Origin of the sequence: Corallococcus sp. AB045 (assembly GCF_003668895.1) — a bacterium.
GTDB classification, from domain to species: Bacteria; Myxococcota; Myxococcia; order Myxococcales; family Myxococcaceae; genus Corallococcus; species Corallococcus coralloides.
Genome location: NZ_RAWN01000125.1, coordinates 1 through 23,023 on the forward strand (window position 1 = coordinate 1; position 23,023 = coordinate 23,023).

17 protein-coding genes and 1 pseudogene are annotated in these 23,023 nt (G+C 71.0%); 13 read left to right on the forward strand and 5 right to left on the reverse strand.

All coding sequences use genetic code 11. The features are described from left to right. From D7Y21_RS26355 to nadD, 4 genes and pseudogenes are all read left to right on the forward strand, one after another. Nucleotides 1-637: pseudogene (locus D7Y21_RS26355) on the forward strand (adenylate/guanylate cyclase domain-containing protein); the annotation flags it as partial. A 44-nt stretch (nt 638-681) separates the two neighbouring features. Then, the gene (locus tag D7Y21_RS26360) at nt 682-1,872 is read left to right on the forward strand and encodes an exo-beta-N-acetylmuramidase NamZ domain-containing protein (protein WP_121716452.1); all 1,191 of its coding nucleotides are present in this window, start codon (nt 682-684) and stop codon (nt 1,870-1,872) included. Between the two features lie 7 nt (nt 1,873-1,879). After that, nucleotides 1,880-2,554: a hypothetical protein gene (locus D7Y21_RS26365; protein WP_120562911.1), complete on the forward strand. Its 675-nt coding sequence runs from the start codon at nt 1,880-1,882 to the stop codon at nt 2,552-2,554. Nucleotides 2,555-2,564: 10 nt separating this feature from the next. Then, nucleotides 2,565-3,125, forward strand: coding sequence for a nicotinate (nicotinamide) nucleotide adenylyltransferase (gene nadD / locus D7Y21_RS26370; protein ID WP_121716454.1), 561 nt, complete (start codon nt 2,565-2,567; stop codon nt 3,123-3,125). Here the strand turns inward: nadD and D7Y21_RS26375 are convergent. After that, complete coding sequence (locus D7Y21_RS26375; RefSeq protein ID WP_121716456.1) at nt 3,122-6,247, reverse strand: hypothetical protein; 3,126 nt, start codon at nt 6,245-6,247, stop codon at nt 3,122-3,124. The two genes, nadD and D7Y21_RS26375, sit on opposite strands and share 4 nt — an antisense overlap. A gap of 89 nt (nt 6,248-6,336) precedes the next feature. Between D7Y21_RS26375 and D7Y21_RS26380 the strand changes: the two genes are divergently transcribed. After that, nucleotides 6,337-7,662 carry a hypothetical protein gene (locus D7Y21_RS26380; protein ID WP_120562914.1) on the forward strand — a complete coding sequence of 442 codons (1,326 nt, stop codon included), beginning with the start codon at nt 6,337-6,339 and terminating at the stop codon, nt 7,660-7,662. A gap of 45 nt (nt 7,663-7,707) precedes the next feature. On the opposite strand, the gene D7Y21_RS26385 is transcribed toward D7Y21_RS26380, so the two are convergent. Together D7Y21_RS26385 and D7Y21_RS26390 are read right to left on the reverse strand one after the other, a co-directional pair. Next, a complete protein-coding gene (locus D7Y21_RS26385; RefSeq protein ID WP_121716479.1) occupies nt 7,708-8,544 on the reverse strand; it encodes a Rossmann-like and DUF2520 domain-containing protein in 837 nt (278 codons plus the stop codon). Between the two features lie 230 nt (nt 8,545-8,774). Continuing rightward, nucleotides 8,775-11,348 (reverse strand): AAA family ATPase, encoded by a 2,574-nt coding sequence (locus D7Y21_RS26390; RefSeq protein WP_121716458.1) that lies wholly within the window; start codon nt 11,346-11,348, stop codon nt 8,775-8,777. 216 nt (nt 11,349-11,564) lie between these two features. Between D7Y21_RS26390 and D7Y21_RS26395 the strand changes: the two genes are divergently transcribed. From D7Y21_RS26395 to D7Y21_RS26430, 8 genes are all read left to right on the forward strand, one after another. Next, a complete protein-coding gene (locus tag D7Y21_RS26395) occupies nt 11,565-12,263 on the forward strand; it encodes a YIP1 family protein (RefSeq protein WP_121716460.1) in 699 nt (232 codons plus the stop codon). Beyond that, nucleotides 12,260-13,585, forward strand: a complete 1,326-nt coding sequence (locus D7Y21_RS26400) for a TolC family protein (protein ID WP_120562917.1) — start codon at nt 12,260-12,262, stop codon at nt 13,583-13,585. Before D7Y21_RS26395 ends, D7Y21_RS26400 begins: the two co-directional genes overlap by 4 nt. Next, complete coding sequence (locus D7Y21_RS26405) at nt 13,582-14,835, forward strand: efflux RND transporter periplasmic adaptor subunit (RefSeq protein WP_120562918.1); 1,254 nt, start codon at nt 13,582-13,584, stop codon at nt 14,833-14,835. Before D7Y21_RS26400 ends, D7Y21_RS26405 begins: the two co-directional genes overlap by 4 nt. Beyond that, entirely contained in the window at nt 14,832-15,590 is a 759-nt protein-coding gene (locus tag D7Y21_RS26410; RefSeq protein ID WP_120562919.1) for an ABC transporter ATP-binding protein, read from the forward strand. The genes D7Y21_RS26405 and D7Y21_RS26410 overlap by 4 nt, the downstream gene beginning before the upstream one ends. A 74-nt stretch (nt 15,591-15,664) precedes the next feature. Beyond that, the gene (locus D7Y21_RS26415) at nt 15,665-16,825 is read left to right on the forward strand and encodes an ABC transporter permease (RefSeq protein WP_370039260.1); all 1,161 of its coding nucleotides are present in this window, start codon (nt 15,665-15,667) and stop codon (nt 16,823-16,825) included. Between the two features lie 4 nt (nt 16,826-16,829). Next, entirely contained in the window at nt 16,830-18,059 is a 1,230-nt protein-coding gene (locus D7Y21_RS26420; RefSeq protein ID WP_120562921.1) for an ABC transporter permease, read from the forward strand. Between the two features lie 9 nt (nt 18,060-18,068). Beyond that, entirely contained in the window at nt 18,069-19,724 is a 1,656-nt protein-coding gene (locus tag D7Y21_RS26425; RefSeq protein WP_121716464.1) for a HEAT repeat domain-containing protein, read from the forward strand. A gap of 74 nt (nt 19,725-19,798) precedes the next feature. Further along, nucleotides 19,799-20,377, forward strand: coding sequence for a GNAT family N-acetyltransferase (locus tag D7Y21_RS26430; RefSeq protein WP_121716466.1), 579 nt, complete (start codon nt 19,799-19,801; stop codon nt 20,375-20,377). Nucleotides 20,378-20,380: 3 nt separating this feature from the next. Here D7Y21_RS26430 and D7Y21_RS26435 read toward each other — a convergent pair whose 3' ends face one another. Together D7Y21_RS26435 and D7Y21_RS26440 are read right to left on the reverse strand one after the other, a co-directional pair. Further along, entirely contained in the window at nt 20,381-22,009 is a 1,629-nt protein-coding gene (locus D7Y21_RS26435) for a hypothetical protein (protein ID WP_147469381.1), read from the reverse strand. Nucleotides 22,010-22,287: 278 nt separating this feature from the next. Continuing rightward, on the reverse strand, nt 22,288-22,701 hold the full coding sequence (locus D7Y21_RS26440; RefSeq protein WP_120562925.1) for a hypothetical protein: 414 nt from the start codon (nt 22,699-22,701) through the stop codon (nt 22,288-22,290). Nucleotides 22,702-23,023 lie beyond the last annotated feature (322 nt).

Consider the following 23,023-nt stretch of genomic DNA (forward strand, 5'->3'; position numbering starts at 1 on the left):
CACCAGCCCCGCGCACGCGCCCCACCCGGCCACGGTGCTGGGCAAACAGGCGCGCACCGCGACGGATGCGCTCTGGGCGCGCGCGTACGCGAAGCTGCCGTCCTCCATCACCTCGAAGGTGTCGTCCACCGTGGCCGGGTGGGGCGCGTGCGCGGGGCTGGTGGTGGTGCTGTTGGGCGGCGGGCTGCTCGTCAACGGAGGCGGCCCCACGATGCGGGCCATCCGCGACGTGGAGGGCGCCACCGGCACGGAGAAGACCCAGCGCGTGAACGAGGCGAAGCGGCTCATCAAGCTGGAGGAGGCGGACCAGCGCGCCTACCTCAGCGGGCGGCTGGAGGAGGCACAGGGCAACATGGGCGCCGCGGTGGTCCACTACGCGGCGGCGGTGCGCAAGGACGGCAACGGCCGTGCGTCGTCCCGGCTCATCTCCCTGCTGAAGCATGAGCAGTGCGGCGTGCGCTCCAGCGCGGCGACGGCCGTGGGCGGCCTGCGCCTGGAAGACGCGCGCGGAGCGCTGGAATCCCTGGCCGACGACGGAGGCCCGAACGAAGGGACCGCCGGGGGCTTCCTCGGCCTGGGCACCTGTGACTCGAAGCAGGCGGCGGCGGACGCGCTCAAGCGTCTCCCCGCGAACTGACCCTTCCTGCGCCCGCGCGAGGCCGCGGGACGAGGCGACCGAACGTGACGAAGGTGAAGACGGGACTGGATGTATGGGCGGCGCAGGGGTTCTCCGCGCTCAAGGGCAAGCGCGTGGGCGCCATCGTCAATCCCACGAGCGTGGACTCGCGCTTCCGCCACCTGGCGGATCTGCTGGCCGGGACGGATGGCGTGACGCTGGCGGCGCTCTTCGGGCCGGAGCACGGCATCCGGGGTGAAGCCCAGTACATGGTGGCCGTGGACGAGGCGCGCGACCGCAAGACGGGCGTCCCGGTGCACAGCCTCTACGGCTCCACCTTCGAGTCGCTCTCCCCGCGCCAGGAGTGGCTGAAGGGGCTGGACGCGCTGGTGTTCGACATCCAGGACGTGGGCAGCCGCTACTACACCTACGTCTACACCATGGCCCTGGCGATGAAGGCCGCGGTCCAGGCCCGCGTGCCGTTCTACGTGCTGGACCGGCCCAACCCGCTGGATGGGGTGACGCTGGAGGGCAACCTCGTGGGGGAGAAGTTCCGCTCCTTCGTGGGGCTGTACGCGCTGCCCAACCGCCACGGCATGACGGCGGGGGAGCTGGCGCGGCTGTTCAACGCGCAGGAGGGCTTCGGCTGCGAGCTCACGGTGGTGCCGTGCGAGGGCTGGACGCGCGACATGCACTGGAGCGACACGGGCCTGCCGTTCCTGCCGCCGTCGCCCAACATGCCCACCGCGGACACGGCGCTGGTGTACCCGGGCATGTGCCAGCTCGAGGGCACCAACGTGTCCGAAGGCCGCGGCACCTGCCGGCCCTTCGAGCAGTTCGGCGCGCCGTGGGTGGACACGGATCAGCTGATGGCCCGGCTGGACAAGGAGCGGCTGCCGGGCGTGGCCTTCCGTCCGGTGGGCTTCACCCCCACGTTCGACAAGTACACGGGCCAGTCGTGCAGCGGGGCCTTCATCCACGTCACGGACCGCAAGTCGTTCCAGCCGCTGCGCACGGGCATCGCCATCACCCAGGCGCTGCACGACATCGGGCCGGGGCACTTCGCCTGGCGGGCGGACGCGTACGAGTTCGTGGAGGACGTGCCCGCGTTCGACCTGCTGTGCGGCACCGACCAGGTGCGCCGCGGCATCGAGGAGGGGTGGTCCCTGGACCGGATGCTGGAGGGCTTCGAGGCGCAGGCGGAGGCCTTCCGCAAGCGCCGCGAGCCCGCCCTGCTGTACGCTTCCTCGCGGTGACCTCCACGTGATTGGTGTCTTCTCCGATACGCATGGCGACCTGGACGCCTTCGACGCGGCCTACGAGCTGCTGCGCGCGAAGGGCGCCCGGCGCTTCCTCTTCTGCGGCGCGCGCTACACGGACCTGGATGAGTGGGTGCTGTGGCGCCGCAAGAAGAGCCGGGGCGGGCGCGAGTACTCGGACGCGGACTTCCTGGCGGACGTGACGCAGTGGCTGGTGGCGCCCCAGGACGGACTCGGGCGCACGCCCGCGTCCCGCGAGGCCCCCGCGGACCTGGCCTCCGAGGACGACCGGCGGCTGGTGATGGAGCGCTTCGTGCGCGTGCCGGATCGCGACTCGCTGGCGTACCGGGACCCCGCGGTGGCCAACAAGGCCATGGACCTGGTGGGGGACACGCTCTGCTGCGTGGTGCACGACAAGAACGACCTGGTGCGGGACGACCTGCTCAACGCGCAGGTGTTCATCCACGGCAAGGAGTCCGAGCCGGCGGTGGTGCAGATTGGCCCGCGCTACTTCGTGACGCCGGGCCGGCTGGTGGGGGCCGCGGAGCAGACGTGCGGCCTGTTGGAGAAGGCGGAGCGCAACCTGAGCTTCTCCGCGTTCCGGTTGGATGGACACCTGGTGCTGCCGCCCCGGGTGCTGCAGGTCGATTCACGCTCGACGAAGCTCACCGTCAAATAAGAGGCCCGCCGTGAAGGTCGCGCTGCTCGGAGGCTCGTTCAACCCGCCGCACGTGGGCCACCTGATGGCGGCCTCCTACGTCCACGCGACGCAGGGCGTGGATGCGGTGTGGCTGATGCCCACGTTCCACCATCCGTTCGGCAAGCAGCTGGAGCCCTTCGAATCGCGCGTGCGTATGTGCGAGGCGCTCTGCCGCGAGACGTCCGGCTGGCTCCAGACGAGCCTGGTGGAGCGCGAGCTGGGCGGCGGCGGGCGCACGGTGGACACGCTGGCGTACCTGGTGGAGCGCCACCCGGACACGCGGTTCTCGTTGATCATCGGCAGCGACATCCTGAGGGACCTGCCGCAGTGGAAGGACTTCGACCGCATCCAGCGGATGGCGCGCGTGCTGGTGCTCTACCGCGCGGGCTATCCGGCGCCGGACACGGTGGGGCCGCCGCTGGCGGAGGTGTCCTCCACGCAGGTGCGCGACCAGCTGGCGCGCGGCCTGGAGCCGTCGGAGCTGGTGCCCTCCGCGGTGCTCCAGGTGGCGCGCGATGAAGGCCTGTATGGCCTGCGCGGGCCTCGCTAGAAGGTCATCCCGATGACGTGCAGGTCGCCAAAGCCGTCATCGAAGCGGTGGGCGTACTGGTAGAAGAACGACAGCGCGTAGGCTTGGCCCACGGAGAGCCGCAGCGTGGCGGAGCCGCCCACCGCCGCGTGGTTGGCCCGGTTGTCCGTGCGCGCGAGCGAACCGAACGCGTCCAGCTCAACCTGGCTGATGAAGAGGGACGGCAGCACCCACAGCGTGGACGCCCAGCCGTAGTCGATGATGAAGCGGTAGCGGTAGCGCGCGTTGGCGAGCAGCACGTTGCGCGCGCGGAAGGTGTGGTCCTCGTAGCCGCGCAGGTACTCGCTGAAGGCAAGGCCCGGCTGGAGCTGGAGCGGCAGGCCGCCGTCGGTGGTGCTGTCGCGGTTGATGAAGAAGGCCTGGCCCGGGAGGATGCCGCCGACCTCCAGAAGGCCGTCAGGCGCGCCGGGCAGGAAGCGGCCCGCGACGGAGAGCTGGAGGTTGTCCTTGCCGGTGAAGGGCAGGCCGCCCAGATAGCCGTCCACGCCCAGGCGCAGGTCTCCCACGGTGGACTCACGCGCGAAGGCCTTCGGGAAGACGCCGCCGCTCACGGACAGGCCCAGGCCGCGCTGCGTGCCGCCGTAGGACGTGCCCTCTCCGGCGAAGTACGACGCGGCGACCTCCGGTCCAATGAGGCGCGTGGTGATGGCCGGCCGGCGATCCGTGGCGTCGAAGCGGCGGTCGAGCGCGAGCACGCCGAAGCTCACGGGGGTCGTCCAGAACGTGCGCGACGCGAACGCGGTGGCCTGCAGGTCCGTGCGCTCGTTCTCGCGCAGGCGTGACGCGGAGACCTGGATGTAGAAGGGCGACAGCAGCGCGTTACCGTACGCGAACGACACGCCGGGCTGCTTCTCCTTCATGTCGTACGTCAGCGTGAGCGCGTAGGCGTTGAAGCCCAACCGGTCCTGGCCCGCGATGGAGATGCCACCCGCGAAGTACGGGTCGTTTCCGTCGACGTCGTTGGGCACCGTGTAGAAGTAGGGGACGCGGTAGTTCGGGATGAAGAAGCCTTCGAGCGGCGAGTAGGGCTCGTCCGTCAGCACGTCCACCGCGTGGCCGACGACGGCCGGAGGCGTCACGGGCGCGTCCACGTCATGGGCGGGATCCACCGGCAGGGGCGGCGGTGCCACGGCGGTCGCGGGGACGTCGGAAGCGGCCTGCGTGGGGGCATCCGTCGGGGGCGCGGGCTGGCCTGGGAAGGCGACGAAGCCGTCCTGCGCGTCCGTGCCCCGGGGCTCGGTGTGGGTGGTCGCTGTCTCGGGTGCCGGTGCGGCCGCCACGCTCGTGGACGGCGGCTCGGGCGTCGCGCGCAGCTCGGCCAGGGCCTCCGTGAGGGGCGCGCGGTCCACGGTGAAGTTGATGCCGTCGCGGTTGAGGAAGGCCACGGCGTCCCCGCCCACGGGCGCCGCGTCCATCACCAGGACTGGCGCGTCGGTGACGCGGGCGATGCGCCGGGTGGACACCGTCATCACGTGCGCCTGGAGCCGGCCTTCGTGCTCGCGCAGGAAGACGAGGTGATCGTCGTCCAGCCACCGGGGCGAGTAGTTGAACAGCCCATCCCGCGTGAGCCAGCGCAGCGAACCGTCCGGCTCGCGCAGCACCAGGTCCCAGCCTTCCGCGCCGTTCATGGGGAACACGTACCGTCCACCGTCCGGTGAGGTCACGGGCGTGCCCAGCGCCGTATGCGCCTTGAAGTCCGTCAGCCGCTCACGCTGGCCGCTCTCCAGATCCAACCGCACGAGGTTGGCCGCATCGCCGTTCACCTCAACGAACACGTAGGACCGGCCGTCCGCCGTCACGTCGCCGCCCATGCCCACCAGGTCGTCCCACAGCCGCACCACGTCGCCCGTGCGCGCGTCCACCCGCCACAGCTTCCCCGTGTAGCTGCCCACCGCGTCGATGTCCGCGCTGACCAGGTACAGCCACTGGCCGTCCCGGCTGAACGTCATGCCGCTGACCAGCGACGGGCTGGCCACCACCCACCGGCGCCCCGGCAACAGCTGCACCAGCGCGCGGCTGAAGCGCTCGCGGCCGTCGCGCTCGCGCACGGTGAGGTGGGTGATGGCTTCACGGCCCACGCTCACCAGCGCCGTGCTGCCGTCGGCCGGGTTCGCGACGAGCCGCGAGAAGTAGCCCGCCTCCCGCACGAGCACCTGCTGCGTGGCGGGGCGCTCGCGCACCTGGAGGTTCTTCTGGAGGCTCTGCTCGAACTCGCTGAACAGCGACCCGATGTCCTTGCCGTACACCCGCTTGAACCGCAGCGTCACCGCGATGGGCGGGAACAGCGAGTTGCCCTGTTCCTCCACCAGCTTCCACAGGCGCTTCTCGCCATAGGTCTTCGCCAGGTACTCCACGAAGTTCATACCGCTCAGGTAGTTGCCGCCGAACGGATCCAGCGCGCGGTTCTCAGGGGAGAGGTAGCCCGCGTTGAGCTCGCCCTTCTTGGCGACCACCGCGCCCTCCCACCAGCCGCGCCACACCGGGCTGTAGGGACGTCCCGTGTCCTTGCCCAGCCGGCCCTCGTAGTAGGTGGCCAGGCCCTCCAGGAACCAGGACTCGGTGAAGATGTTGGGCTGGAAGAGGCCGCCCGTGACCTTGTTCAGGACGTTCCACAGCCCGCCCACCTGCTGCATCTGCACGTAGTGGACGGACTCGTGACAGGCCACGTCGCCGATGTCCGTCTCACCCAGACCCAGCAGGTTGAACTGCTCCAGCGTCATGTGCTGCGGCAGCACCATCTGCTGCGGCGTGCTGGCGAACTCCGACTGGACGTACGCGTTGTTGAAGTCCGCGCTCGTCAGGTAGACGAGCACCCGCTTGCGCTCGACCTTGCTCCACGCGTCGCCGCGCAGCTGCTCCACGCAGCCTTCCATCCGGGCGGCCATCCGCAGCGCCGTCGCGCGCAGATGCGCCGGGTAGTACAGCTCCATCGACCGCGTCGTCAGCTTGTGCATGTCGTCCCGGGCGAACGACGCCTGGACGTTCTGCGGAAAACGGGGTGCGACGAAAGCACACCCCGATGTCAGCAACAGGAGACAAGCGAGGATGGCGGGCTGGCGGGCAGGCCCGCGAGAAGCTGACATGGCGACGCATCCTACCGATGACAATTCGTAGTCAGGAACGCGTTTTTCACGGTAAGGGAACGCGTCGCATTCCTCACAGGAACCTTCCCATGACCGAACCCGCCGAGCCCCAGGGGCTCCCTGTTCCGCAGCACGTCCACAATGCGCAGCTCCAGCTTTCCGCCGCGTTGGAGAAGGCCAGCGGCGCGCCGGTCGACCTGACGAAGGCTCCGTGGGCGGACGTGGAGACGTCGGTCATCCAGTTGCTGGGCGGCCGGTTCGACCCGAACAACCCGAACCACCAGGGAGCGGCGCTGGGCCTGGCGGGCGGCTTCGCGCTGCGCCTCATCTCCGAGCACCAGGCGTTCTGGTTCCCCAACCGGGACTCGCCGGAAGGCGCCTCGCTGGGCTTCCCGGAGGCCATCATCATGCTGTCCCCGTTCGGGGCGGTGATGGACGCGCTGGTGCAGGGCAAGTTGACGCGGCTGGACGACCTGGCCGCCGACATCCGCCGCTCGCTGGGGCAGGCGCGCTTCGGCACCAACCCGGCGCAGGCCCTGGGCGGCGGTCAGCCCCAGCGGCTGGGTCCCCAGGAGTACCAGCGCCTGTTCGACCCCGGCTTCCTCCAGTTCATCGTGGTGGACCCGGCCAAGGCGAAGCAGGCGCTGGAGGCGAAGACGGACGCGCTGGCGCGCGACGTGCGTGACGCGCTGGGCCGCACCCAGCCGCCGCTGCCGCCGGAGGCCCGCCAGCAGTTCGAGGGGCAGATCGTCACGTCGCTGCAGCGCATGGAGCAGGGCAAGACGCTGGCGGAGCAGGCCGAGCGCGCCCCGCGGCTCGCGGAGCTGCTGACGCACCTGGTGGCGACGGTGGGCGGCACGGGCTCCGCGCCGGAGGAGTTCTGGCACGACGTGGTGCTGCCGCTGCTGTTCATCGGCGCGCCCGCGAGCTTCCCGCCGCTGGATGACGACGAGCTGGAGGCGTTCAAGCAGGGCGCGGATCCGCTGGCGCTCTTCGTGGACGTGGTGCCGCACTCGCACCGCGCGCCGGACGAGGGCCTGCTGGGCGCGTTCGAGATGTCGGAGATCGGCCTGGTGCACCCGGCCTTCCAGAAGGTCGGCGCGCTGCGCCTCATCCGGATCAACCCGGACCGGCTGAAGCCGATGCTGGAGAAGTACGACCCGAACGCGACCATGGACGCGGTGCAGCGCTTCACGGCGCACGTGTCCCAGGCGGCGGGCAAGCCGGCCGCGGAGTCCCCGCAGAGCAAGGAGATGATGCAGGCGGCGCTGACGCTGCTGGCGGACCTGAAGCGCTCCGTGTCGGTGGGCGGCGACGTCTGCCTGCGCCGCCTCACGGAGGCCGAGGCCGCCTCCGAGCAGGCGCTGGCCATCGTGCGGCGCGCGCTGCAGAGCCCGCGCATCATCCTCACCTAGTCCGGTGGGAAGGGCGCGCGTCCGGGGCGACCGGGACGCGCGCCGTCACTTCCTCGCGAGCAGGGCTTCCAGCGCGGCACGGGGCTCCGGACGGAGCCGCTCCGAGGCCAGCCGCAGGGCCCGCCGCGAGAGCTGCGCGTAGAGCGGTGCGATGTCTGGAGGCAGCGCCGAGAGGTGCGCCGCGACGACGCCCGCGTCCCCCCGGACGATGGGGCCGGTGAGTCCACCCGAGAGGCCGCGCGCCTCGATGCCTCGCAGCGCCGAGCGCATCAGCGGCAGCAGGGCCTTCAAGGCCGCATCGGGATCGATGCCCGCCGCGCCCAGCGCGCCCACCGCCGCGTCCGCCAGGGCCACCAGTCCACCGGCGCTCAGCACCGCGCCCGCGTGGTAGGCCGCGCGGTGCGCCTCTGGAACGTCGAACATCGCGAAGCCCACGTCCTCCGCCATGCGCTGGAGCACGGCGCGCAGGGCAGGGGAGCGCGTGCTGATGGCGGCGGTGTGGCCCGCGAGCGAGTCCCTCGCGGAGGACACGGCGCAGAGTGGATGGAAGGAACCCACCGCGCGGCCCCGCTGCGTGCCCAGCGCGGAGAGGGGCAGGGCGCCCGCGGTGTGCACCAGCGCCACCGTGCGCGGCAGCTCGCGGGAGAGGGCCATGGATACCGAGGGCACCGCCGCGTCCGGAACGCACAGCACGCAGACGCGAGCCTTCTTCAGGTCCGCTGGGGTCGCGGGCTTCAGGCCCAGGGCCTGGGTGCGCTCCCGGCCCGCGTCGTCGCGCGAGTACACGCGCACGGGCCAGCGCTTCGCCTTCAGCGCCAACGCGAGCGCGCCTCCCAGCCGGCCCGCGCCGACGATGACCACCGGGACTCGGTGCGCCTTCACCGTCACGGGCTTCTTCGCGCCCTGCGCGGGACGGCCCCTCGGGGCAGCGGAGCCATCGCGAGCCAACGGGGCACGCGCCGAAGCATCGCGAGCCGGCCGGCTTCGCGAGCCCGCCGTGCGAGGCCGCGCCGGATTCTCGGGCTCGGAGCGAACGGTGCTGCTCCGGCCTCGCCGCGCCGGATTCTCGGGCTCGGAGCGAACGGTGCTGCTCCGGCCTCGCCGCGCCACCGTCAGGCGGCGTCCCGGGCGAACTGGAGCTGGCCGGCCTGCACGGCCACGCGCACGCGGTCGCCCGCGCCGAACTCGCCGGAGAGGATGCGCTCCGCCAGGGGGCCCTCCACCAGCCGCTGCACCACCTGGCGCATCGGCCGCGCGCCCAGCATCGGGTCGAAGCCGCCGGACTTGAGCAGGTGCCCCACCACGTCCGTGCCCGCCGTGTAGACGATGCCGCGCTCCGTCGCGAGCCGCTTGCTGCTCTCCGCCAGGATGAGCGTGGCGATCTTCGCCACCTCCTGCTCCGCCAGCGGGCGGAACGGCAGCCGCTCATCGATGCGGTTCCACAGCTCCGGCGGCAGCGCCTTGCGCGCCGTGTCCGACGCCATGTCCAGCGCCTTGCCCTCGGCCGCGTCCGCCGCGCCGAAGCCCACCGCGCGGCCCGTGCGGCTGAACGCCTCCGCGCCCAGGTTCGTGGTCATCACGATGACCGTGTTCGAGAAGTCGATGTGCCGGCCCTTGCCGTCCGTCAGCCGCCCCTCCTCCAGCACCTGGAGCAGCAGCATCTGCACCTCGCGGTGCGCCTTCTCGATCTCGTCCAGCACCACCACCGACGACGGCCGGCGGCGCACCGGCTCCGTGAGCTGCCCGCCCTCACCGAAGCCCACGTAGCCCGCGGGCGAACCGATGAGGCGCGACACGCCGTGGGACTCGGACATCTCGCTCATGTCCAGGCGCACCAGCGAGTCCCGGTTGCCGAACAGCACCTCCGCCAGCGCCCGCGCCATCTCCGTCTTGCCCACGCCCGTGGGGCCCAGGAAGAGGAAGCTGCCCATGGGACGGCGCGACGCGAAGCCCGCGTAGTTGCGGCGGATGACCCGGGCAATCCGCACCACCGCGTCGCCGTGGCCAATCACGCGCTCCGTCAGGTCGTTCTCCAGCCGGAGCAGCCGCGCGGAGTCGTTCATCAAGAGCCGCTCTTCCGGCACGCCCGCCAGCTTCGCCACCACGCGCGCCACGTCCGCGGCGTCCACCCGGTGCTTGCCCTCGCGGTGGCAGCGGCTGCCCGCCAGGTCCACCACGCTGATGGCCTTGTCCGGCATGAACCGGTCCGTCACGTAGCGGCTCGCCAGCGACGCGGCCGCCTCCAGCGCCTCCGGCAGGTAGCGCAGCGCGTGGTGTTCCTCGTAGCGCCCGATGATGCCCCGGAGGATCTGCACCGTCTCCGGCACCGACGGCTCGTTCACCACCACCGGCGTGAAGCGCCGCTCCAGCGCCGGGTCCGCCGCGATGAACTTGCGGTACTCGTCGTGCGTCGTCGCCCCGATGCAGGGGAACTCACCGCGAGCCATCGCCGTCTTCAGCTCGTTGGCCGCGTCCTGCGGGCCCTCGCCCGTGGAGCCCGCGCCCACCAGCGTGTGGATTTCATCGATGAAGACCACCACGCGCCCCTCGGCCCGCCGCACCTCTTCCTTCAGCGCGTTGAGCTTCTCGGAGAACGAGCCGCGCAGCTGCGTGCCCGCCACCAGCGTGGCCATGTCCAGCTCGACGAGGATCTTCTCCGCCAGCGTGCCGCGCAGGCCCATCAGGCGCTGCGCCACGCCCTCCACCACCGCCGTCTTGCCCACGCCGGGCTCGCCCAGCAGGCACGGGTTGTTGGTGCGGCGCTTGCCCAGGATGTCGATGACCTCCTCGACCTCCCGCGCGCGGCCCACCACCGGGTCCAGCTTCCCCTCGCGGGCGGCCAGGCTCAGGTTGCGGCCCAGCGACGTGAGCATCGGGAACGCCTTGGCGTCCAGCGTCAGCGGCTGCCCCTTGGCCTGGGACGGCGGAGGCGCGGACGGCTTGACCGCGGGCGCGGGAGGCGGGGCGGGCGGCGTCGGGCGGGCGACCGGGGCCGCGGGCGCGGGCGGCGCCATGCGCGGCATGGGCGGAGGAGGGGCTTCCGCGACGGCATCCTGCGTCACGTCGTCCTCGTCCACGTCGATGAGGTCTCGCGGCGACAGCGCGGGCGTCGCGCGCGCGGCCGGCGGCGGGGTCGTCACCGGGGGCGTCATCACCGGAGCCGGCGCCGGACGCGGCACGCTCAGCGCGAACGTGGAGGAGGGAAGGGGAGACGGCGGCGCGCCCACCGGACGGCTCACCGGCGCGCGCGTGGCCACCGCCTGGCCATAGCCCGGCTGGAGCCGGCGCGGCAGGCCGCCGCTGGTGGAATAGGCGAGCGCCGTGTTGGACAGGGAGATGAGGTCCAGCCCCGTCCGCCCCAGCAGGTCGCTCGCGGCGCAGCGCTTGCGGATGATGGCGATGAGCAGGTGCAGACAGTCCGCCTCGCCCGCCCGGAAGGTGCTGGCCAGCTCGCGGGCGCGCGCGGTCAGCTCCTGCACCACGTTGCCCGTCTCCGCCGGGGCCTCCGTGATGAGCTGGAGCAGCGCGTCCTCGTCCACGCCCTTCTCCTTCAGGAGGAGCTGGGCACGGTTCTCCACCGTGAAGAGCGCCAGCAACACGTGGGCCGACGTGGGCTTCTGGGCGACGCTGCGGGCGATGTCATGCGCCTCATGGAGAACCTGGGCGAGATCCGTGCTGTCGACCATTCATGCTCCGGCAAGCGTACAGCCGAGCGGAATACACCGTCCGCCGCCCCGCCGCAAAATTTAGGCTACAGACCGCTACAGGATGGATGCAAGGCAGGGTAAACCTTGGGGCGCGGCCGGATTTCGTTTGGCTGCCCGCCCGTTTCCCGACTCAATTCAAGGGACCGGGCAATCACTCCGGGAGGGCTGCGTAATCCGCCCTGAGACCCCATCCCTATGACCTCCCTTGTTCAACCGGCGCGTGTCTTCGTGGACCCTCTTGGGGGTACGCGCGCCGCCGTCGAGGCCCGGCGTTGGCTGTGGCCCCTCCTCATCCTCGCCTTCTGCGTCGCCATCTCCGGCACCACCTACGCGCTGCGCTGGGACGCGACCGCCTCCATCGTGAGCACCCTGCCCACGGACTCGACCGCGTCCAGCATGTCCGAGTCCGACATCGCCGAGCAGATTCAAACGGCGTCGCGCAAGGCGCTGGTGGGCGGCATCGCCAAGGGCCTCATCGTGATGCCCCTGATGGTGCTGTTGCTCGCGTGCATCCTCTGGGTCGCGGCCTGGCTCTTCAACAAGCCCGCGGCCTTCGGGCAGCTGATGACCGCCGCCGCGGTGGCGCTGCTGCCCATCGCGCTGTACCACCTCATCTACGCGGTGTGCGCGGGCTACCAGCACTCGCTCACCGACCTGCGCGCGGAGCGGCTCGTGCCCTCCAGCCTGGCCCTGCTGGACGGCCTGTCGCCGAAGATGCAGCGCGTGCTCAAGGGCGTGGATTTCTTCAACCTGTGGAGCGTGGGCCTGCTGGGAGTGGGCTTCTCCACCGCCACCGGCATGCGCCTGGGGCGCGCGCTGGTGCTCATCGGGGTGATGTACCTCATGTACGTGGGCGTCTTCTTCATTGGCCTGCCGGCGGGAGGTGCGCAGTGAGCGCCTTCCTCGTTGTCGCGACGCTGCTCACCGCCACGCCCATCACGCTGGAGGAGACGCGCCAGCTGGGCCGGAAGAATACCCAGGCGCTCCAGGCCGCGCTGGATGTCGCCGTGGCCCAGGAGGACCAGCGCGTGGCGCGCTCCGGCCTCCTGCCGCAGGTGCAGCTCAACCTGGGCCCCAGCCTGGACTACCTGGGCCGCCGCCGTCAGGTCTTCTCCGTCCCCATCAGCGACACGGAGACCGTCACGCGCGAAGTGGTGAGTACCTCCAACACGGCGGACAGCTACTTCGCGTCCCTGGGCATGTCGCAGGTCATCTACAACCGCGGCCTCTGGAAGCAGCTGGAGCAGGCGGGCGTCAACGTGGACGCCACGCGCAACCAGTCCATTGAAGAGTCGGACACCTCCGAGCTGGAGGCCATCCGCCGCTTCTTCAACCTCTTCCTGTCGCAGGCCTCGCTGGGCGTGCTCAACGCCACCGCGCAGCGCAGCGAGGTGCAACTGGAGCGCGCGCGCGCCCTCTTCACCGCGGGTCGCGTGGGCAAGTCCGAGGAGATCGCCGCCCAGGTCAACCTGGGCAACGACCGCATCAACGTCGTGCAGCGCCAGAACCAGCTGGTGGCGGACCAGGTGCAGCTGGCCGTGTGGCTGGCGCGCCCCGGCACCGAGCTGCTCCAGGCGGTGGACCCCGGCCTGTTCCAGCAGGAGCCCGCGCCGGCGCCCACCCTGGATGACGCCATCAAGCAGGCCCGCGAGCACCGCGCCCTGCTCAAGGCGCTCCAGCAGCGCGTGCGCGTGGCGGAGCTCCAGCGGGCCATCGTCCAGGGCGACTACATCCCCCGCGTGGGCCTGTCCGCGCGCTACTCGCACACCAGCCAGGACCTGGGCCCGTTCTTCAGCGAGCCCGGCTACGGCAACGTCTTCAACGGCGCCGTCACGCTGACGTGGGACCTGTTCAACGGCTTCAACACGGACGCCCAGTCCGCGCGCGCCCAGGTCAACATCCGCAAGGCGGAGCTGACGTTCGCGCAGACGGCGCGGGAGCTGGAGGCGGAGGTGCGTCGCTCCCACCAGGTGTTGGAAGGACAGATTGCCTCCGCGAAGCTCGCGACGGACAACCTCTCGGTCGCCCAGCAGGGCCTGGCACTGGCGGAGGAGCGCTTCCGCGCGGGCGCCGGCTCCACGCTGGACGTGCGAGACGCGCAGCTCAAGTTGACCCAGGCGGAGCTGGTGTTGCTCCAGAGCCGCATCGATGTCGAAATCGCCCGCTATGCCCTGTTCCGGGCCATGGGCACGCTGAACCCGGGAGACTCACAATGACGTGGTGGAAGGCGGCAATCGCCGGCGCGCTGTTGCTTGGAGCGGTGGCCATCACCGTGGGCGGCCTGCGGGACCGGCCCCCCCCGACGCAGGAAGTCCAGATGGCCAAGGCCCGCAAGGGCACCATCACCCGCACCATCACCGGCGCGGGCAAGGTGCAGGCGGCCACCACCGTGAAGATCTCCTCCAACCTCTCCGGCGACCTGGTCGCCCTCAAGGTGAAGGACGGCGACCCCATCACCAAGGGGCAGGTGCTGGGGCAGATCGACAAGCGCTACTACGAGGCGGCCGTGAAGCAGGCCACCGCGTCCCGCGACGCGGCCCGCTCCGAGGTCCAGGTGTCGGAGGTGGACACCGTGCGCCAGCGCGCGGAGCTGGCCCGCGTGAAGGGGCTCGCGGAGAAGGGGCTCGCGTCCGCCGCGGAGGTGGAGCAGTCCCAGGCGGTGGTGGACACCGCCGCGGCGCGCCTCGCGGCCGCCAAGCAGCGCGTGGCCCAGAGCAGCGCCGTGCTGGAGCAGGCCTCCACGGACCTGGCGCGCACCACGCTGCTGTCCCCCATCGACGGCAACGTGATTGAGCTGACGCGTGAAGTGGGCGAGCGCGTGCGCGGCTCCGACTTCTCCGAGGACGTGGTGATGACCATCGCCGCGCTCAACCAGATGGAGGTGAAGTTCGAGGTGGGTGAGCACGAGGTCGTCCACCTGAAGTACGGCCAGCCCGCGGAGGTGACGCTGGACGCGCTGGAGGGCCAGTCCTTCACCGGCACGGTGGTGGAGATCGCCCAGAAGGCGACCATCAAGAACCCCGGCACGGAGGCCGAGGTGACGAGCTTCCCCATCACCGTCGCCCTGGACGCGCGCCCGCCGGGCGTGCTCCCCGGCATGAGCGCCGAGGCGCGCATCAGCGCGGAGACGCACAACGACGCGGTGCTGGTGCCCATCCAGGCCGTCACGGTGCGCGCGGAGCGCTCGCTGCCGGACTACCAGGCGCCGGTGGAGGGCACGTCGCTCACCGCGAAGCGCCGCACGGAGTCCCTGGCCAAGGTCGTGTTCGTGGTGGACAACGACAACAAGGCGCAGGTGCGCCGCGTGCGCACCGGCATCGCCTCCGACACGGAGCTGGAGGTGCTGGAGGGCCTGCAGGTCGGGGACCGCGTGGTGGAGGGCCCCTACCGCACGCTGTCCAAGGAGCTGTCCAACGGGGACGCGGTGCGCGAGCCGGAGAAGGCCGCGGCGAAGGGCAAGTCGTGACGTCGGCCCCTGCACCGGACGCGGGCCCCCTCATCCAGGTGGAGGGGCTCACGCGGGCCTTCTTCGTGGGCGGTGAAGAGGTGCGCGCGCTGCGCGGCGTGTCCTTTGGCATCCAGCGGGGGGAGTGGGTGGCCATCATCGGCCAGTCCGGCTCCGGCAAGAGCACGCTCATGAACGTGCTGGGCTGCCTGGATACGCCCACGAGCGGCCGCTACATGCTCAACGGCAAGGACGTGTCGCGCATGGACGACGACGACCTGGCCGTCATCCGCAACGTGGAGATCGGCTTCATCTTCCAGACGTTCCAGCTGCTCCCCCGGGAGACGGCGCTCGCCAACGTGGAGCTGCCGCTGGTGTACCGGGGCATGGGCGCGAAGGAGCGGCGCGAGCGGGCGAAGGCGGCGCTGGACAAGGTGCAGCTCACGCACCGCATGCACCACCGGCCCAATGAGCTGTCGGGCGGTCAGCGCCAGCGCGTGGCCATCGCGCGGGCGCTGGTGTCGGAGCCGTCCATGCTCCTGGCGGACGAGCCCACGGGCAACCTGGACTCGGCCACCGGCGAGGAGATCGTCAAGCTCTTCGAGCAGCTGCACCGCGCGGGGCACACGCTGGTGCTCGTCACGCACGAGCCCAAGCTGGCCGCGCGCTGCCCCCGGGCCATCCGGCTGAGCGACGGGGAGATCGTCGCGGACGGGCCAGGGCCGGAGGTGGCGATGGGCGGACACGCGGTGGCGCCCCAGGCGGGCACCGCGTGACGTTCCGGAAGGGCTTCCGAGTGGACGTGCTGGAGGGAGCCCGCATCGCGGTGTTCTCCCTCCGGGCGAACCGGATGCGCACGGTGCTCACGACCTTGGGCATCGGTATTGGCGTGGCGACGCTCCTGGCCATTGTCGGCATCATCCAGGGGCTCAACGCGTCGTTCGAGAAGCAGCTGGCCACGCTGGGCGCGAACACGGTCTTCATTTCCAAGTACCCCTGGATGGTCAAGGGGAACTGGTGGCTCTACCGCAACCGGAAGAACTTCACGCTGGAGCAGGTGGCGCAGCTGCGCGCCCAGGCGGACTTCATCACCGCCATCTCCCCGACGGTGATGCGCACGTCCGACGTGGCGCACGGCGCGCTCCAGGTCTCCAACGTGCGCATCAACGGCGTGTGGAGCGACTACCTGGCCATTGGCAACTACGAGGTGGTGACCGGACGGTTCCTCACCCGCGCGGACGAAGAGGTGAACCGGGCGGTGACGGTGCTGGGCGCGGACGTGGCCGCCTCGCTCTTTCCCAGCATCAGCCCGCTGGGGCAGACCGTTCGCATCGACGGGCGGCCCTTCCAGGTGGTGGGCACGCTGGGGCGCAAGGGGAAGGTCGTGGCGGAGAACATGGACATGTCCGTGTTCATGCCGTTCAAGACCTTCAACTCCAGCTTCGGCAAGGGGCGGCCCATGCAGATCGCCATCGCCGTGGCGGACGCGGGTCAGATGGCGAAGGTGGAGGACCAGCTGGTGGGCATCATGCGGCGCGTGCGCGCGACGCCGCCGGGCCAGCCGGACGACTTCAACGTCAACCGGACGGACTCGCTCGCGGCGACCTACGAGCAGCTCACCGGCGCGCTCTACGCGGTGGCCACGGGCGTGGGGCTGATCACGCTGTTGGTGGGCGGCATCGGCATCATGAACATCATGCTGGTGTCGGTGCGTGAGCGGACGCGGGAGATTGGGGTCCGCCGGGCGCTGGGCGCGCGCCAGCGCACCATCGTGCTCCAGTTCCTGATGGAGGCCTCCAGCGTGTCCGCGGTGGGGGGCCTGTTGGGGACGACGGTGGGGTTGGGCACGGCGAAGATCGTGTCACTGGTGACGCCGCTGGCGGCGGACGTGCGCCCGGGCACGGTGGTGGGCGGGGTGGCGTTCGCGGCGCTGGTGGGCCTGCTGTTCGGCATCTGGCCGGCCGCGCGGGCGGCCCGGCTGGACCCGGTGGAAGCGCTCCGCTACGAATAGGGCGATGAGGGCCTTCCTGGACAACCTGCGGCTGGCGCTCGGCACCTTCCTGGGCAACCCGCTGCGCTCACTCCTGACGCTGGTGGGCATCGTCATCGGCGTGGCCACCGTCATCACGATGATGGCCCTCATCGAGGGCCTGCGCGAACAGGTGAACAAGAACCTGGGCAGCCTGGGCGCGCACACCTTCGAGGTGACGAAGTGGCCCACCGGCTTCGGCCGCATCAACTGGGCGAAGTACGCCAAGCGCAAGGACCTGCTCGGCGACGACGTGCGCGCCATCGTGGAGTCCTGTCCCTCCGTGGGCGCGGCCACGCCCACGGCCCAGGAGTGGGGCAAGAAGCTGACCACGGCGTTCCGGGAGACGCCGCCTTCGGTGAGCGTCCTGGGCACGGAGCCCACGTACCTGGAGACGAGCGGCGTCGTCGTGTCGACCGGCCGCTTCTTCAACGAGACGGAGACGCTGGACGGCCGCCCGGTGATGGTCATTGGCGTGGACCTGGCGGACACGCTCTTCCCGGGCATGAATCCGGTGGGCTCCGAGGTGCGGCTGCAGGGCCGGCCGTTCCAGGTGATTGGCGTGCTGCAGAAGCGCGGCAGCGTCATGGGGATGGCCAGCCAGGACAACCAGGCCATCGTGCCCATGCGCGCCTTCCAGCAGTTCTACGGCAAGAACCGCTCGGTGGAGATCGACATCCAGGCGCGCGACGGGGAGTCGTTCCAGAAGGCGCAGGATGAAGTGGTGAACCTGATGCGCCGCCGCCGGGGTCTGACGCCGCAGGAGGCGAACGACTTCGAGGTGCACACCAACGAGTCCATGACGGCGTCCTTCAACGAGCTGTCCCAGGTCATCGCGCTCGCGGGCGTGGGTGTGTGCCTGCTGTCGCTGGTGGTGGGCGGCATCGGCATCCTGAACATCATGCTGATGTCGGTGACGGAGCGGACGCGGGAGATTGGCATCCGCAAGGCGCTGGGCGCGCGCCGCCGCCGCATCCTGGGCCAGTTCGCCACGGAGGCGGTGATGCTGTCGCTCGTGGGCGGGGTGCTGGGACTGGGGCTGGGCTTCGGGTTCGTCTTCCTGGGCAAGTGGGTGCTGCTGTTCCCCATGAGCGTGCCCGCGTGGGCCGTGGCGCTGTCGCTGGGGATGAGCTGCGGCGTGGGGCTGCTCTTCGGCATCTACCCGGCGTCGCGCGCGGCGCGGCTGGATCCGGTGGAGGCGATGCGCGCGGAGTAGGGAGCCGGAATGGGTGACGCACTGGCGGAAGCCCGGCGGCGGGCCTCCGGAGACGACCTCGCTTCGCTGCGCAGGCTGGACGCGCTGATGGTGCGCTCGGGCTTCCGGCACGCGGACCGCACGCCCCGCGAGTGGGTGGCGGAGCTGGTGGCGCAGGGGAGCTTGCGGAGGGGAGATACGTACGACGCGCACGAAGCGCTGCGGGCCATCGGCCTGGGGGCGGTGCCCGCGCTGCTGGAGGTGCTGGCGACGCCCCGACTGGCGGAGAAGGAGTCCGCGGACGCGAACATCCGCTTGAACGTGCTCGAGGCGTTGATGGCGCCGAGCCCACCGCCCCCGTGCGCGGTGCCTGCCGTGTTGGGGCTCCTGTCCCGGCGGAGCGCTCGGGTCCAGCGGCAGGCGATGCGGGCCCTGGTGTACCTGCGTCCCCGGCCCACCCGGCTCGCGGTGCGGCTGTTGCTGGAGGCCTGCCAGGACAAGACGCAGTGGCAGGCGCGAGCGACGGCGCTGGACGCGCTGGCGACGCTGGACGGCCCCGTCCCGGACGACGTGCTGCATGAAGCCCTGAAGAGGCTGTCGGACGAGAGTCCCTACGTCCGCCGCTCCGCGCTGCGCCTGCTGGGCCGGTGCACCCCGCCCTCCGAGGAGGTCCTTCTGGCGCTGGAGGAGCAGGTGGTGCTGGACGACGAGAGCCGCGTCGTCGCCCTCCAGGTGTTGTCCTGGCTGTCTCCTTCGCGTGCGGTGCCCCTGCTGGACAAGACGGCGCGGGGACTGGTGGGCCTGCTTCCGAATGACAGGGACGGGGCGCGGCTGGGGCTCTTCGCGCTCCATCTGCTCGCGGGGATGGGGGCGCAGGCCCGGCCGGTGGTGGGCCTGCTTCGGCGCGTGGTGACGCATGCCGTGAAGCGGGGACATGGGGATCCCTTCTCCTGGCGCATGCGCGTGCACGCCGAGTCGGTGGCGGACTCCATCGTCCGGAGTGCTCCGTTGCCCGTGGAGGCGCGGACCCTGGGACAGGGATCGCCGCGACTGGCCCTGGCGCTCGCGGGGCCGGGGCCTCTGCCGGTGAACGCGGAGCATCCGGACTCCGCCCGGCTGCAGGCCTGGGTGGATTCGCTGGGGCCGCTGATCCAGGAAGAGGAGGTCCGGCTGTGCGTGGCGGTGGCGCGCGTCGCAGCGCGTGTCTGGGACAGGCATGGGCCGGAGAACGACGGCGCCCAGTCGGCCCTCCTCGCGCTGGAGGAGTGGGTCCTCGTGCCGGATGAGGCGCACCAGCGCAAGGCGATGGAGATCGGCTTGTTCGTCCCCAGCCAGCTCCTGGCGTCGGAGTTGTTCAACGCGGCGTGGTGCCTCCATTACGCGACGCTGATGGTGGCGGACGCCGACAAGCGGGTCGTGGGCTTTACCTGCCTCACGCCCAGGGAACCGGAGCACCTGCTGGCGACGTGCGCCTTCGCCGCGTACCGGGCGCTGAGGAGCGGAGCCTGCATGACCATGGACGAGGGGTGGAGAGACTCCACCCTCACCTGGAAGCGCACGTCCGACGAGGCGCTGGCCTTCCTCCACCGGGCGATGGTGGACGAGGTGCTGCCGTGGGCGCGAGGCGACTGGGATCCGCTCCGCGACGTGCTGCGTGAGCGGCGCCGGCTGCTGATGGAAGAGTGAGCACGCAAGCCATGGCGGTGATGGCGCCCACCCGGTAGGGTGCTCCCGTCCCTACCGCAGGGGGCCTGCACCGCATGTCCATGTCCTACGTCACGTTGCCGCTGCCTGTCGTTCCCACGCCGTTCCGGATGCGCGTCTTCACTCCCGAGGACATGGACGGCGTCATCGCGCTGTACTCGCATCCGGAGGTGGCGCGGAGCCTGAACTTCACGGTGCCCGTGCTGCGGGAGACGCTGCACCAGAAGCTGACCGGCGACCTGGAGGCGATGCGCCTGGGCAAGGGCATCCGTTGGGTGTTGTCGAAGGAAGAGGAGCCGACGCCCCTGGGCTACCTGACCCTCTTCAACTGGAGCCAGAAGGACCGCCGCGCGGAGGTGGGCTACATGGTGGCGCGCTCCCTGTGGGGGCAGGGCGTGATGACGGGCGTCCTGCCCGCGCTGATCCGCTTCGGCTTCGAGCACCTGAACCTGCACCGCATCGAGGGCATGGTGAACGTTCGCAACAGCGCGTCGTACAAGGCGCTGACGCGCGTGGGCTTCCAGCAGGAAGGCGTGATGCGCGGCTACCAGGCCGACGGGAACGGGGGCGGGTTCAACGACATCATCCTGCTCGCGCTGCTCGAGGATGCCTGGCGCGCGTCCGTCGCGACGTAGGCCTCACGGCAGGTCGCGCGCGAACTGCTCGCGGTAGCGCACCTGGAGCGTCTTCAGCTGGCGGGTGCCCCGGTACTCGCGCGCGAGCAGGTGCCACGCCTCCGTGCGCGAAGGCTCCAGGGCGATGACCCGCTCCAGGTGCTTGCGCGCACGCGCATGCGCACGGGTGTTCGTCGCCAGCACGCCGAGCAGCAGGTGCGCCTGCACCGCATCCTCCCGGAACGCGAGCACCCGCTCACAGGCGGTGCGCGCGGAGCCCAGGCGCCCCTGGAGCAGGTGCAGCTCGCATTGCAGCAGCGTGACGGAGGGGCTCGCCGGATACGCCCGAGCCAGCGCGGCGATGCGCTCACGCGCGGGCCCCGAGGAGCCGGCATGCAGCAGCGCCTCGACATCGGACACCGCGCGCACCAGGGCTCCCTCCCGCGCGGGATCGACGGCAGCGGTGCTCGCCTCGGACCGGGCCGGCAGCGCCACCTGTCTGCGGAGACGGGACGCCTGTTCCAGCACGGCCGCGGAAGCCGCCAGCCCCTGTGCCCGGGCCGCGGTCTCCTCCGCCCACGTCACGCAGTGGGCGCGGAGGAAGAGGCCCGCCAGGTCCGCCCACTGGCCGGGCTCCACGTCCGGGCGGGCCTCCAGGTTCGTCCTCGCCGCCACCAGGCTGTCCCGGGCCTCGTCGAAGCGGCCCGCGTGCAGGTGGAGCAGCGCGACGTTCATGCGCAGCGAGGGCTCGCGGGGAAAGCGCGTGATGGCCCGCTCGCAGCGCTCACGCGTGGCGTCCAGTCCCGGAGTGAGGTGCACGGCGAGGTAGCACGCCAGCAACTGCACGCGTTCGTTCTGGAGATGCCGCACGGCCAGCGGCTCCAGGGCGTCCGCGGCCACCTCCGGCTGGTCCGCCTTCTCCAGGGCGATGACCTCCGCCAGCCGCTGCCGCTCCAGCGGTGTCAGCGAACGGGGCGTGCCCTCCGGCCCCAGCACGACGCTGGAGGCGCGCACCCGCTCCGTCCATTCGAGGAGGAAGTCCCGCTCGGGCCCTTCCCAGGCCGGGCCCGCCATGGCCTCCACCGCCACGCGCAGCTCCCGGGCCCAGGCCTTCTGCGCCTCCAGCTCCACGCGCGCCCCGGGCAGGTGCCTCAGCCCCGCGCCCAGCAGCGCGAGTGTCCGCGCATCGAACCCCGTCTGGCCCGTGTCGTACTTCGGCGACATCCATCCGCGTCCGTCGCGCACGTGCGGCGCGCCCAGGGTATGGGCCCACTCGTGCAGCAGGACCGCCACCTCCAGCCGCTGCCGCGCCTCCACCGGCAGCGCTCCGCCCAGGCCGCGCAGTACGCAGTGCCGCCCCAGCACGCGCGCGAAGCCCAGCTCGTGCTGCGCGCCGCTGAACGTCGCCGGCGCCGCCACCAGGCCCACGACGAGGTCCACGTCCTCGCCCGCGTCCACTTCCTCCAACGCGTCCAGCACCGGCTCCAGCGGACCGTCCGAGCCGCGCCGCTCCCACGCCCGCGCGGACTCCAGCTCGAACGTGATGCCCAGGGGGCCGCGCACCGACTCGCTCGCGCGCTGGAGCCATCCGGCGACGCCCCGCTCCCAATGGAGCCCCCGCGCACGGTGGTCCACGTCCGCGTACACACGCACCCGCAGCACCTTCGCCGTAGGGGCAGGGGAGGAAACCGCTGACAGGGAGGTGCTCGCACGCGCGTTGTCACGCGACTGTGACGGAGCGGCGCAGCGCAGCCCCAGGAATCCGGCGAGGAGGAACAGGACCGCCCTGAACCAGCCTGGCGTCCGCGGGGACCCGGGAATCACGGACAGGACCTGGCAGGTAGAGGGGGAACCGTGCCCGCGAACGGGCTGGGGAGGCGGTGGGCCTCTACCGGAAGGAGGCTTCCACCGCCATCACCCGGGGAAGGACGTCAGGCCGCCGCGTCCTCTTCCTTCGAGGGCTCCATGGCGTTCGTGATCCAGTCGATCGCCTTGTGCTCCCAATCGGAGTCCTTGGACGCGTCGATGTAGCGCTCCCACTCGTACACGCCGCTCTGCTTGGCCATGCGCACCATCATCAGGCGGGCCACGGTGCTGTCGAGCACCACCGCCGAGCGCACCATGCCGTTCTGCCGGAGCCAGCCCATGGCCTGCTTGATGATCTCCTGGGTCTCCGGCGGGTTCGCCTTCTGGCCGCGGATGTCCACCATCAGTCCGAAGGGCCGCCCACGCTTGATCGCCACCTTGGCGCGAAGGTCCTCGAACCAGACCTTGGCCTCGGCGGGGGTGATGTAGCCCGGCGCATTGAGCCGGAAGCCGTACTCCGTCCTCAGATTCTCAGCCATGAAACCCCCACGTTGATTTTGTGGTGCACGCGCCATTCCCGTGCAACTCCGGCTGGATGGCAGCGCGCCCACGAGCCTACTCCAGTCGGCACGTGAGTGGATCCACTCCTGCTGCACCTGCGTACGCGCGCGAGCCACGTCCTCCCCGTGAAGATGGAGACGTCCCCGGGTAAACGTGGTACTCGTGTCGGAGTGTGAGAATCCAGCGTCAGGCGAACTTTCCACTATTTTTACTTCACACTCGCTCGCTTCTCCGCTATTAAGGGGATGCAGTTTTCCAGCATCCCCGCAATACTGTCACACGCATCGAGGTCCCCCCGGA